Genomic DNA, 13,730 nt, shown 5'->3' on the forward strand with positions numbered 1-13,730 from the left:
TCTACTTTTCCTCGTTGGCGTGGGTGACCAGCCAACAGTTGTGGATCTGACGATTACGGGCAAAGTCTTCGGATTGCGTTTGAGCGGTGATTTCTTTTGCCACCAGTCCCAGGGCTTCAATCCCGGCCAAATCCATCTGGAAACCGCGCTTATTGTTCGAGAACATAATGGTTCCCTTACGACGCAGTAACCGTTTAAGTTCTTTCATCAGCACCAGATGATCGCGCTGTACGTCAAACGTGGTCTCCATACGCTTGGAGTTTGAGAAGGTTGGCGGATCGATAAAAATCACGTCAAACTGCTCGTCGGTGTTACTTAACCAAGACAGGCAATCCGCCTGAATCAGTCGATGTTGCTGGCCGGTTAAACTGTTAACCCGCAGGTTTTTCTCCGCCCATTCCAGATAGGTACGAGACATATCAACTGTCGTAGTACTGCGCGCGCCACCTAAGCCTGCATGCACGCTGGCGGTACCGGTATAAGCAAACAGGTTCAGGAAATCTTTACCCTGACTCATTTTGCCCAGCATCTGACGCGCCAAACGGTGATCGAGGAACAAACCGGTATCCAGATAGTCAGTCAGATTCACCCACAGCTTGGCGTTATACTCTTCCACCAACAGGAATTCGCCTTTCTGCGCAAGTTTCTCGTACTGGCTTTTCCCTTTCTGACGTTCGCGGGTTTTCAATACCAATTGGTTAGACGGTAAATTCAGTACCGCTAAAGTAGCATTGATTACGTCGAACAAACGCTGGCGGGCTTTTTGCGGATCGACAGTTTTTGGCGGCGCATATTCCTGCACCACCACTTTGCTGCCGTAGCGATCCACCGCCACGTTGTAATCCGGCAAATCTGCGTCATACAGACGGTAACATTCGATACCCTGCTGTTTCGCCCATTTATCCAGTTTTTTCACATTCTTGCGCAGACGGTTGGCATAATCTTCTGCCACCTGAACGCCGCTGGTACCCTGCGGGTTAGCCGCCAGCTGATAGTTTTTTTGTACGCAGTCCAGCGGGCCGTTTTTCGCTTTAAATTCACGCTCGGCACGCAATTGCAGGCAGCTCAACAGTTCTGGAGAGGCGCTGAACAACGATAAACGCCAGCCGCCAAACGCCGTCTTCATGATGCGACCAAACATATTGTGCAAAGCGATCAGCGCTGGCTCGCTTTCTAAACGCTCCCCGTACGGCGGGTTACTGATCACCGTACCCACAGGACCTTCCGGCAACGGATTAACCAGTTTACTGACGTCATTTGCATTCAGCGTAATCAATTCCGCTACACCGGCGCGGCGAGCGTTGGCTCGTGCCATTTCAATGACCCGACGATCAATATCGGAGCCAAAGAAGCGGGACGTGGTTTCCTGTAGGCCACGGCGAGCACGCACCTGCGCTTCCGCCGTCAGTTCGCGCCACAGCTCTTCGTTAAAACTATTCCAGGCAGTAAAGCCCCAATGGTGGCGATGCAGGCCCGGAGCACGATCCGAAGCCATCATCGCCGCTTCGATCAGCAAAGTGCCGGAACCACACATAGGATCGACCATTGGCGTTCCTGCCTGCCAGCCAGATCGCAGAATAATCGCGGCAGCCAAGTTTTCCTTTAACGGCGCCTGCCCGGTCAGATCGCGATAACCGCGCTGATGCAGACCTTCGCCGCTCAAATCCAATGCCACGCTGGCGGTGTCGCGTTGCAGAAACACATTCACCCGAATATCCGGCTGTTGCTTGGCAACCGTTGGGCGTTGATCGATCTTGCGAGTGAAGCTATCCACAATCGCATCTTTTACTTTCAATGCGCCGTACTGGCTATTGCGGATTTCTTCATTCACACCGCTAAAATGCACGGCAAAAGTTTTGTCCACGCCAAAGATCGACGGCCAGTCGATAGCTTGCACCCCCAGATAAAGATCCAGATCGCTGTGAACCTTAAATTCATTCAGGGGCAGCAGAATGCGGGAAGCCAAACGACTCCACAGCAAACTTTGGTACATAAGCCGATCGTCACCCTGAAAATGTACCCCACCCTGCACTATTTTACAGTCGTGGGCACCCAGCGCTTCGAGTTCGCTTTTTAACAGTTCTTCCAGTCCACGCGCCGTGCTGGCAAACAAAGAGTTCATATCGCACTATCACCAAAAATAAAATTGTTGCGCATTATAGCTAATCCTGTCCGCTTGTCATAAAGTTGCTCCCTTCTAATTTCATACACGCATGGAGCACATGGTGATCACTCTCTCTAAACTTTACATTCACCCGGTAAAATCCATGCGTGGATTACAGCTTTCCCATGCACAGGTAGGCCGTAGCGGCCTCGCTTTTGACCGAGTATTTATGATCACCGAACCGGATGGCACTTTTATTACAGCTCGTAATAATCCGAAGATGGTGACTTTTACTCCGGCGCTACTGGTTGACGGTTTATTTCTTACCGCGCCAGACGGCGAAAGCGCCAGTATCCGCTTTAATGATTTTTCCCCCACTGCGGCCCCCACCGAAGTATGGGGAAATCATTTTACCGCTCTGATTGCCCCTGCGGAAATAAACGACTGGCTCAGCGGCTATTTCCAACGCGAAGTTCAATTACGCTGGCTTGGGCCGGAACTGACTCGTCGGGTAAAACGCCAGCCGGAAATTCCTCTTTCCTTCGCCGATGGCTATCCCTATTTGCTGATTAATGAAGCCTCTTTTGCCGAATTACAGCGACGATGCCCCGGCAGCATTAAGATTGAACAATTTCGGCCTAATTTAGTCGTCACTGGTGCCAGCGCTTTTGCGGAAGATAGCTGGCAGGTGATTCGCGTCGGTGATGTGATATTCGATCTGGTGAAACCTTGCAGCCGCTGTATTTTGACCACCGTCAGCATTGAGCGTGGAAAAAAGCATCCTACCGCCGAACCTTTAACTACACTACAGAAATTCCGAACTGCGGATAATGGCGATGTGGATTTTGGTCAGAATATGATTGCACGTAATAGCGGCATTATTCGCGTCGGCGATAATATTGAGGTATTGGCGACCAAACCGCCCCGCCCTTATGGCGCTGGCGTCGTGGCGGAGGCCTTACCGATGGTGCAGGATAGCACTCGCGCCGTCACTATTGAATATAACGGTATTCGTTTTACTGGTAATAATCAGCAGGTATTACTGGAGCAACTGGAACAACAGAATATTCGTATTCCTTATTCATGCCGGGCTGGAATATGCGGTAGCTGCAAAGTGACATTGCTGGATGGTGAAGTGGCGCCGTTAAAACAAAGTGCTATTGCAGAAAATGGCGTTATTCTGGCGTGCAGCTGTGTGCCAAAAGGGGATATCACACTGACGGGTAAATAGCGTCGAAAGAGCAACCCGAAATCAGGGCAGATGACATAGTTCGAATTAAGCCGTCATTATCGATCAGACCGCCCGGTCAAACGCCTGAATATCGGTATTTTCTATGACTAATGGCAATAAGCGATCGTTCATAATTTTAATCGCATCGCCTAATATCAAGGGTCTGCCCGCCAGCTGCAATTGAGGCTGAGCCAATAAACATAAGCTCGCGGAATCACCGGATTCAACGACTAATACCCTAACCTCTTCTCCGGTTTCCATCAGTTTCACCAAGGCCAAGCTGCCATTTTCCGGCGTTAAAACTTTTGCCTGTTGCACAAAATACCAACTTTTTGGCATTAAGGGTTTCAGGAAACGAAATGCCACTAACGCATTTAATACCAGTTCGGCTCGATGTTCGTGGCTCAATTTAATTTGGCGACATTGATCTTCGAATTCAAAATAAAGAGCAGCATCGTCCACACAAAATGCGGATTCACTAAATGCATCTGGCGTTAACATTTTGGCCGGGAAGCGAGAACGAAATATCATACCATTGGCTAGATCCAGCATCAGCCGATCGTGTTCAGCATCAAAATACCAACGCCATTTATCGTCAGGTTTAATCCGCATATTTTATTCCTTCCCATCCCACTGCCAACATTTACCGCTCAATAATTGAGTTGTCTGGTTATCTAATCAAACTCAATTCATTTACATTTATCGATGTTTATTTAAACTAACGGATAAAATATAGACGAGCTGGGGGCATAAATAAACCCCCAGACGAAAATCAAGAGAAATAATTAGATATGAGTAACAATATCTTTAATCAAACCAGGCCCACGGAAGATAAAGCCAGAATAAATTTGGACTAGTGAAGCCCCTGCTGCCATTTTTTCTCTGGCTGCCATCAGAGAATCAATTCCGCCCACCCCAATAATAGGCAAACGTCCCTGTAATTCCTGTGACAAACGGCGAATCACCTCGGTGCTACGGGATTGCAATGGGCGGCCACTTAATCCACCACTTTGTTCACAATAATTTAAACCTTGGATCAAAGAACGATCTAAGGTGGTATTAGTGGCAATAACGCCATCTATATTATGTTTTACCAAGCTATCCGCGACCTGGATCAATTCTTCTTCAGTAAGATCCGGAGCGATCTTAACGGCGACCGGCACATATTTATGATGACGCTGATGCAGTTCCGCCTGCTTATTTTTAACGGCCGCAAGCAGATCGTCCAACGCTTCCCCATACTGTAAAGAACGTAGCCCTGGAGTATTTGGTGACGAAATATTAATCGCAATATAACCGGCGTATGGATAAACTTTATCCATGCAGATCAGATAATCATCTTTACCATTCTCTACCGGCGTATCTTTATTCTTACCGATATTAATCCCAAGAATTCCTCCAAAATGCGATTTTTTAACGTTATCGACCAGATTATCCACACCGAGATTATTAAAGCCCATCCGATTGATCAGACCTTCAGCTTCAAGGACGCGGAATAAGCGAGGTTTATCATTTCCCGGCTGCGGCAGTGGCGTGACCGTCCCCACTTCAATAAAACCAAATCCCATTGCGCCCAAGGCATCAATGCAATCACCGTTTTTATCCAGACCCGCAGCTAAACCAACAGGGTTTTTAAATGACAGTCCCATGCAGCTCACTGGCTTCGTCGGCACCGATTGACGCACTAAAAACTCCAGCGGCGTGCCCGTAATGCGTTTTAATTGACGGAAAGTTAGTTCATGAGCGCGCTCTGGATCGAGCTGGAACAGTGCCTTTTTAACGATCGGATAAAACATGTGATCTCCTATGCTCCCGGTGACAAGCAAGTGACTGAGGAAAATGGAATGAAAACGCGAGTTCTCCAGCCTATTTTGCTATCGATAACGTTTTCTATCGGCAACGTTCGCCAGCGACAAGCGGGGCGAACTTTCCATCGAGTGGATAAACGCACGAATGGTAAATATATCCTTTCACAAAGTAAACGTTTGCTAAGTAAAGCCCTGAAAAGAATCCCACCGAAGGCTTATTTTGATCATCACTTGTTAATGCCGAGTGTATTTCTTGGTCAGAATGAGTCATACCAACCCGCGCCTAGGATTCCCCTCATGCCTGAAAACAATTTCTCTCTTCAGAGATAATGTCGGTTCAATACCACAAAACTGAGGGTATAGAAGTAATCATGCTAGCGGGGCTGGCTATAGAACACTTCGCAATAACCTAAGAAATCGTCGCGTCAGCAGATAGATCTTATCGAACTATTTTCTGTACCAATTCTATAGATAAGTGCTGGAGAACGATTCACTAAAGGTATTACTTTAATAACTCAGGGTTATTTTGATAAACCGTACTGGAGCCATCACTGTAGACGTAGTATTTAGTTATTATTCTTAAAAGTGATAAAATTAAGATGCATTAGCTGTATCGATATATAATCGCCAACGGAATATAAAAAGAGATTTTTATGACGGAAAGATCGTATCCGCATTACCTAACGGGGTATTCGCCCAGTATACCTTCCAGCTATGCGTATGGTGTATTTCGCCATTTAATGGAGGAGAGGAGAAGATAAGTTATATACCTGCGTAAACACCAACATACAGCACATAATTAAAGAAATATCCCCGCATCTGTCATACCCCGATATCGTATTATTTTATCGTCTTACCAACTATAGGGTTGCAGGTGTACTGATATGTATTATGAAAATGGTAATATCTACCTATATATTGATGACAGGAAAGAATAACGCCTTAAATTTAAAATGACATATACTTTCATCTGCCAACATTACGATCTTTCTTCTTGCGCTTGTGGCTATTTTTAATTTTCACTTCACCGCAGCTTTGTATACTAAAGAATATGGAACATGTTGGAAATCAAGTCCAATCGGGCCAATGATATTTGTCAACAACGCCGAAGACTGTAAGAGAATAGGCGCGCAGATCTTGAGAAAACTACGCATGTCTCGGCATCGAAGTTTGTGCATTTTCCTATTAATAGAATGCGTTATAAATCAGAACCCTTTATCTTCCCATAAGCTATAGCCTGATGTGCCAGCCCCATGATATTGGCAAATAACATCTTAATATAGAAGAGATATAATCTCTTCCAGCTGCGATGCAGCATGACTTAAGCTATTCGGATAATTAATGTTTAGGTCTGTTAGCATGGCATCCCTACACTCCACACCTATGCTCTATGCTCTATGCTCTATGTTAGGCTACTTTCCTTAAGAGTCCTTTGCCGATATGCGATAGAATTCAAACTTAAGATTAAAAAACTCATTTTATGCTATACGAAAATGGGTAAACAAACAGCTCATTTTCATGATCTATTTGCTACTTATTTTCTATGAGGTCTTTGTCCAACAACCTAAAGATATTAGCCCCTGCATAATTCCATTTGTCGTCAAAAAATATCATGAGACATATTTAATTCCATTATGTCTGTTATTTTAATTCAATTATTAAAAAATCTGGACACTATTACACCTCAGAATAATATAAGCTTAAACACATTCTGGTTTCTCAAATGATTAGTAATAGATTCTATCTTTAGATAAAATTTGGCGCAGATAAGAAAAACGAGATCAACTTATTTCTGAAAATAAAAACGATGCATTAAATAAGCAAGTAGTACCGCTATAGGATCTGCAAAATTCATCATCAGGCTCAAGAAATAAAGATCCTAGTTTTGACGGGAGTATAACTCCCGTCAATCGCTGACTATTGCATTACGCTGCCAGCGCCTTGGTGATTTTTTCGAATAAATCACCAGACAGATTTTCCAGTCCTTTGAGCTGTTCCAGCGCCTGACGCATCTTGGCCTGACGTTCGGCGTCATAACGTTTTAATCGAATTAATGGCTCAATTAAACGTGAGGCGACTTGAGGGTTACGCGTGTTCAGATCACTTAAAATCTCAACTAAGAACTGATAACCGCTGCCGTCTTTAGCATGGAACGCCGCCGGATTAGCTGAAGCAAACGCCCCGATTAGCGCACGGGTGCGGTTCGGGTTGCTCAGGCTAAAGGATGGATGTTTCAGCAAAGCACGAACCCGTTCCAGTACGTCATCGGCCGGGTTCGATGCCTGCAAGGCAAACCATTTATCCATCACCAAACCATCGTGATTCCAACGTACATCGAAGGCTTCCAACAGCTCATCACGGCACGGCAACTGCGCCGCTACCGCCGCAGACAGCGCCGCCAGCGAATCAGTCATATTATCAGCCTGATGATATTGGGAAGAAACCAGCTTGTTAGCAAACTCGGCGTCAGCAAACGCTAAATAAGCCAGACAGGTATTTTTCAACGCACGTTTAGCAATATCTGCATGCTCAACCCGATATTCCGGCGTCTGATTAGCCAGATATACCGCCAAGAGTTCGTCGGCTAACTCTTGCGCCAGACAACGAGTAATCGCTTCGTGAACCGCCCCGATCGCTTCTGGGTCAATAATAGTAAACAACTCGGCAATTTCGTTCTCTGAAGGCAAAGTCAGAATTTGCGCAGCCAACGCCGGATCAAGCTGGTCATCCAACAATACCGCGCGGAAGGCGTCTGCGACGTGTAAAGGCAAGGAAAGCGGTTGTTTCTGCTGATATTTCGCTACATTCAGCTTGAAATAGGTCGCCAGCAGGGTCTGCGCCGCATCCCAACGAGAAAACTCATTGCGCGCATGCTGCATCAGGAAAGTTAACTGTTGATCGCTATACGGATAATCTAGTTTCACTGGCGCAGAGAATTCACGCAGCAGCGAAGGCGTTGGCTTGCAAGGTACTTGATCAAAGGTAAAGGTTTCTTCGGATTTGGTCACATTCAGCACATGATGAACCGGCAAACCGTTTCTCTGAAGTGGAATGACTTCGCCTTTACTATCGTAAAGCTCAATATCGAACGGAATATGTAGAGGTAACTTCTCGGCCTGATCGGCAGTCGGCAAGGTTTTCTGACTAATATGCAGGTGATATTGCTGTTTTTCCGCATCATAGTCATCGCGTACCGTTACTAACGGCGTACCGGATTGGCTATACCAGCGACGGAATAGCGAAAGATCGACATTGGACGCATCTTCCATCGCCTGCACAAAATCATCACAGGTGGCAGCGCTGCCATCATGGCGCTCGAAATACAACTGCATTCCGGCCTGGAACTGAGCTTCACCTAATAATGTATGCATCATGCGGATCACTTCCGATCCTTTCTCATACACCGTCAGGGTATAGAAGTTATTCATCTCAATAACTTTATCCGGACGAATAGCATGAGCCATTGGGCTGGCGTCTTCCGCAAACTGCGCGGCTCGCATCACACGAACATTATCAATACGGTTTACCGGACGAGAACCCAAATCGGAGCTGAATTCCTGATCGCGGAATACCGTCAACCCTTCTTTCAAGCTAAGTTGGAACCAGTCGCGACAAGTCACACGGTTGCCGGTCCAGTTATGGAAATATTCGTGGCCAATAACCGCTTCGATATTAAGATAATCTTTATCCGTAGCCGTTTCTGCTTTAGCCAGAACGTATTTGGAGTTGAAGACATTTAGCCCTTTATTCTCCATCGCGCCCATATTGAAGAAATCAACGGCAACGATCATATAAATATCAAGATCGTATTCAAGACCGAAACGAGTTTCGTCCCATTTCATGGAGTTTTTCAGGGAAATCATAGCCCAATCGGCGCGATCCAAGTTGCCGCGGTCGACGAACAATTCTAACGCCACCTCCCGACCTGAACGGGTAATAAAGGTGTCTCTTAATACATCAAAATCACCCGCCACCAGAGCAAACAAATAGCTTGGTTTCGGGAACGGATCTTCCCATTTAACCCAATGACGACCATCAGCTAATTCGCCCTGTTCCAGACGATTGCCATTGGATAACAGATAAGGATAGCGAACTTTATCTGCCACAATAGTCGTGGTAAAGCGCGCTAACACATCTGGACGATCCAGATAATAAGTAATATGGCGGAAACCTTCGGCTTCACATTGAGTGCACAGCGCTTCGCCGGAGAGATAAAGCCCTTCAAGAGCCGTATTGGTTGCCGGGTGAATGTCGTTAACGATAGTTAAAGTAAACTGCTCCGGTAATTCTTCGATAACCAGAGTTTTGTCCTGTAGACGGTAGTGAGACCACGGCTGACCATCAACACTGACGCTTAATAACGTCAGGTCTTCGCCATTCAGGATCAATGGGGCACCTGCGGTTCCCTGACGTTTTACTTTACTGACTGCCGTTACCGTCGTTTTCTGCGCGTCCAACTCGAAATTTAAATCAATATCGGTAATGGTGTAATCCGGCGCACGATAATCGTGACGGTATTTGGCTTGCGGCTGTTGTGTCATAAAAACCCTTTTGACGTCATCAGTGAATATGATTACCCGGTCTGGTGTTTTTGTACTCAGATGGCGGAATCTCTGTACCACAGAAACTTTCCATCCAGACTCAGAGTGAATTTAAATGTATCACAGCTGTAAAAAAAACCCAGTTGAGAACCCGAAGGATTGACATGAGCAACAGGTATCGCCGAGATAGCTACGATGAACCCAGTTGGTAAAGGTGAGAGCCGTCAGTTAATTGAAAAAATACTCTGTTTATTTTATTGTCTGGCCATTCCTTAGCATGAAAATCCGTTGCCATCGGAGTTTTTTGTTGCGGAATATGTGCAGTTGCAAGGTAAACGGACAAAATGAACTAAGATAGAAATAAAGTGTAAAAATACGACTGACAGCATCAGAATTATCTCTCGTTAAGTTTAATCTCAGAGTGGTATCATTCACGTAATAGCTCATCACCAACAAGATGATTCGAATGGATATGACGGGGTAAGTGGTGTAATGCACAATGAAGGCTGATCGGGAACAATACGGCTATGAGAGTAAAATATCTTATTTATTTTTTCACACTTTCATTAATGGTATTTTTCTCTGTATTCGTTTACACCAACATATCTCGCAATAGCACCATCGCAGAAAACAATAAATTAAATCTGTATAAAATTGAGCGATTGCATGAATTTACCGAGGCATTTCAGGCCGTATTGCACATGCATCGCTTAAAAAAATCAGTTTAATCAGAACCGATGTAAACCAGCAGGAAATCAATCAGGCAGTAATAACTGCCACCAAGAAAATAGTGACGTTTAAAAAAATGCCAATTCAACCATGGTTGAAAAACTGGGCGCCACTTATCAATACTTGGTTATTTCCTCGATTCAACTGATGGATAAATTAATAGCCAATGACTTACGTGAAGGCTCGAAAATACCGTTGAACGACAGTTACCTCTATGACATGAATAATGCATTTTACATTTCAGAGGTCAACAAAAATACTCGCTATATATTATCGATAACCGCCTGATAAAAGCAGCGTCATATGTCTTCCTCGAAGCCATCAGAATAAATAGTCGTTTGGTTATGACCCTCACCGATTTAGTCGATCAGATCGTAGACATCAATTTAGCCAAAGTTCAGCGACCAGAGCCATATCTTAAAGCTATCCAACTTACCGGCGTGCTGCACTCGCTACAACCCCGCTTCGGTTTTATCGATAAAACATACAAATTCAATGAAATGAGTCACGTAGTCAACGATTTACAAGGAAAAATATCGCTGCAAAACAGCGAAAAAATCGCCAATGCTTTATATCTCTCTATGACCAAAAACGAAAAGTATGATGTCAGAGATATTTATGAGTATGTAAATTATATTAGCTCAATTGCCCAGAGTTTTAATAGCCAGATATTTGAAACAGAAATAAAATCACTCCAAAGCAATATCTTACAAAGTAACATAAGAGTAGATAGCACTCTTGCCATCGGAATGTTATTAGCCCTATTGATTATTGTCCCACGCCTGATATTTTGCGTTAATATCAATAAATGGTTATCTGAAACCACGAAGAATATCAAAAAGCTTTCCCAGGGAAATATGAATATTGAGAATCAAGTGGTTTATCTGAGTCAGGATTTAGTTGCTATTACCGACGCCATTAAAGATCTGCGCCGTTATCAGTTAGATAAAGTCCTTCTTGAATCTGAAAAAAAATCTGATTGGTGAGCTGGAAAAAGCGTCCTTTATTGATCCGCTGACCAATATTTATAATCGTCGGAAACTGTTTAATCTGTGTGAAGCCATGCCTACCACTAGCTATCCGATGGCTTTTGCTTTGGTCGATATCGATAATTTCAAGTCACTTAATGACACCTACGGCCATGGTGTAGGTGATAAGGTGCTGATTGAATTCAGTAAGCTCCTGATATCCTATTTCCGCTCTACCGATATCTTTTCACGCTACGGCGGAGAAGAGTTTGCCATTGTATTAAATAACGGTACGCCGGAGGACGCGATTCGAATCATGAATAACCTACGGTTAAAAGTGAACCAACTGATGCTAAAATTAGAAGACAGCACCACGGTTATGTTCCGTATCAGCTGTGGTATCGCCATGCTAGAGAGCTATTCAGAAATGAAAAGGGCTATTAAGCAAGCGGATGAAGCTCTGTATTATTGCAAAGGCAATGGCAAAGATCGGGTCAGTTTTTATACCGCAGACGGTTTTATTTAGCCTAATGACAGAACAACCACGCCTTTTTTATTGTTGTTTTCCCACACAATTAATTCCTTATAAAAATAACTGCAATAAAATTTATCTGAATAGCGCAGTTTCTGACGATAAATCGACCAGGTATTTTGTTTCTCTTAAGAACAAAAAATGACAAATAATACCCCTACATTTCGGGCGAGCAATAAATAGCCCCTGCATCTAAGTTACGAAAATATTTAGCTTATTTTATTTTCTATAGACTAAAAGGCCGACGAGTAAAGTTGATGGCACGTTTAACTCTAGATCTTGTTACGCCATTTATGGTGTTATGAGGGTTCAATAACAGGATAATACCGGTATACTCCTGCAACTTTATTGATTATGCCGAATCTGGAAAATGCTCCTACGAGGATGCTGTAACGCGCCATGACTCAAGACGCCTCTCCGATTTTGACTTCATTGCTTGATACGGATGCTTACAAGCTTCATATGCAACAAGCAGTGTTTCATCGTTATCGCCATATTACCGTTGCTGCGGAATTCCGCTGCCGCGGTGACGAATTGCTGGGCGACTATGTGGATGAAATTCGTCGTCAGATCGCTCTTATGAGTGAACTGGCGTTAACCCAGGACGAATTCGCCTATCTGTCCGGCCTCCCCTTCTTCAAATCCGATTATCTGAATTGGTTACGGGATTTTCGGTTCAATCCGCAGCAGGTCAGCGTATCCGCCCGCGAAGGGAAACTGGATATTCGTATTTCCGGTCTGTGGTGTGAAGTTATTATGTGGGAAGTGCCATTGCTGGCGGTTATTAGTGAGGTGGTGCATCGCCACCGCTCGCCGCAGATCGTCCCGCAGATGGCTATCGAGAAACTCCGCGCCAAGCTAGTACAATTCAATCAATTAAGCAGCGATGTGGATATATCTCGTTTCAAATTGATGGATTTCGGCACCCGTCGCCGTTTCTCCCGTGAAGTACAGCAGGCCGTTGTCAGCACCTTACAAGCAGAGTTTCCTTATTTAGTCGGCACCAGCAATTACGATCTGGCACGCCGATTGTCTCTGACGCCGGTGGGCACCCAGGCACACGAATGGTTCCAGGCTCATCAGCAAATCAGCCCTGAACTGGCAAGCAGTCAACGCGTTGCCTTACAAGCTTGGTTGGATGAATATCCAGATCAACTGGGAATAGCGCTAACCGATTGCATTGCCATGGACGCTTTCCTGCGCGATTTCGATCTGCCTTTTGCCACTCGCTATCAGGGTCTACGCCATGACTCTGGCGATCCGGTAGAATGGGGCGAAAAAGCCATTGCCCACTTTATCAAGCTGGGAATTGACCCAATGAGCAAAACGCTCGTGTTTTCCGATAACCTTGATCTGGAGAAGGCGCTGGATTTATATCGCCATTTCTATCAGCGTATCAATCTGGTCTTTGGTATTGGCACCCGCCTGACCTGTGATATTCCGGGCGTCAAACCGCTGAATATCGTGATTAAACTGGTGGAATGTAATGGAAAGCCCGTGGCCAAATTATCAGACAGCCCTGGAAAAACCATTTGTCAGGATCCCGCCTTCGTTGATGAACTGCGTGAAGCCTTTGATTTGCCTTTAGTACAAAAGGCTAGCTGAACCGCAAGGTGCCGGGTGAGTCTTCCTCATCCGGCTTATTTCACTGTTCCTCCTTTATATAGCACCAGATACCGTGCCGCGATCTTCGCCATCCGCCGATTTATTTATGTTATCCGTAGAAATCTTGCACTAATCCGATGATTTCCTCTTGTGTCCTGCACTGCCGCAAGTAACATAGCAACATCCCCATATTTTGGGTTTTAATCTATTTC

At 45.0% G+C, this 13,730-nt stretch carries 8 protein-coding genes; 4 read left to right on the forward strand and 4 right to left on the reverse strand.

The genetic code is table 11. The features are described 5' to 3' along the window. Position 1 precedes the first annotated feature (1 nt). On the reverse strand, positions 2 to 2,122 hold the full coding sequence (rlmKL, locus tag AD970_RS01040) for a bifunctional 23S rRNA (guanine(2069)-N(7))-methyltransferase RlmK/23S rRNA (guanine(2445)-N(2))-methyltransferase RlmL (RefSeq protein ID WP_049596484.1): 2,121 nt from the start codon (positions 2,120 to 2,122) through the stop codon (positions 2 to 4). 100 nt (positions 2,123 to 2,222) lie between these two features. Between rlmKL and AD970_RS01045 the strand changes: the two genes are divergently transcribed. Continuing rightward, complete coding sequence (locus AD970_RS01045; protein WP_157045411.1) at positions 2,223 to 3,335, forward strand: YcbX family protein; 1,113 nt, start codon at positions 2,223 to 2,225, stop codon at positions 3,333 to 3,335. 63 nt (positions 3,336 to 3,398) lie between these two features. Here AD970_RS01045 and AD970_RS01050 read toward each other — a convergent pair whose 3' ends face one another. From AD970_RS01050 to pepN, 3 genes are all read right to left on the reverse strand, one after another. Then, positions 3,399 to 3,947 carry a cell division protein ZapC gene (locus tag AD970_RS01050; RefSeq protein ID WP_049596485.1) on the reverse strand — a complete coding sequence of 183 codons (549 nt, stop codon included), beginning with the start codon at positions 3,945 to 3,947 and terminating at the stop codon, positions 3,399 to 3,401. Positions 3,948 to 4,120: 173 nt separating this feature from the next. Then, the gene (pyrD, locus tag AD970_RS01055; protein ID WP_049596486.1) at positions 4,121 to 5,131 is read right to left on the reverse strand and encodes a quinone-dependent dihydroorotate dehydrogenase; all 1,011 of its coding nucleotides are present in this window, start codon (positions 5,129 to 5,131) and stop codon (positions 4,121 to 4,123) included. Positions 5,132 to 7,068: 1,937 nt separating this feature from the next. Further along, positions 7,069 to 9,684 (reverse strand): aminopeptidase N, encoded by a 2,616-nt coding sequence (gene pepN, locus AD970_RS01065; protein ID WP_049596488.1) that lies wholly within the window; start codon positions 9,682 to 9,684, stop codon positions 7,069 to 7,071. Positions 9,685 to 10,757: 1,073 nt separating this feature from the next. On the opposite strand from pepN, the gene AD970_RS18615 reads away from it, so the two are divergent. The 3 genes from AD970_RS18615 to pncB all read left to right on the forward strand — a co-directional run bounded on the left by AD970_RS18615 (position 10,758) and on the right by pncB (position 13,518). Further along, positions 10,758 to 11,399, forward strand: coding sequence for a hypothetical protein (locus AD970_RS18615; protein WP_072080573.1), 642 nt, complete (start codon positions 10,758 to 10,760; stop codon positions 11,397 to 11,399). Beyond that, the gene (locus AD970_RS18620; protein ID WP_072080574.1) at positions 11,371 to 11,907 is read left to right on the forward strand and encodes a GGDEF domain-containing protein; all 537 of its coding nucleotides are present in this window, start codon (positions 11,371 to 11,373) and stop codon (positions 11,905 to 11,907) included. Before AD970_RS18615 ends, AD970_RS18620 begins: the two co-directional genes overlap by 29 nt. Before the next feature lie 405 nt (positions 11,908 to 12,312). Beyond that, positions 12,313 to 13,518 (forward strand): nicotinate phosphoribosyltransferase, encoded by a 1,206-nt coding sequence (pncB, locus tag AD970_RS01075; RefSeq protein ID WP_049596489.1) that lies wholly within the window; start codon positions 12,313 to 12,315, stop codon positions 13,516 to 13,518. The last annotated feature ends 212 nt before the right edge of the window (positions 13,519 to 13,730 follow it).

The organism is Yersinia nurmii, assembly GCF_001112925.1.
GTDB classification, from domain to species: domain Bacteria; phylum Pseudomonadota; class Gammaproteobacteria; order Enterobacterales; family Enterobacteriaceae; genus Yersinia; species Yersinia nurmii.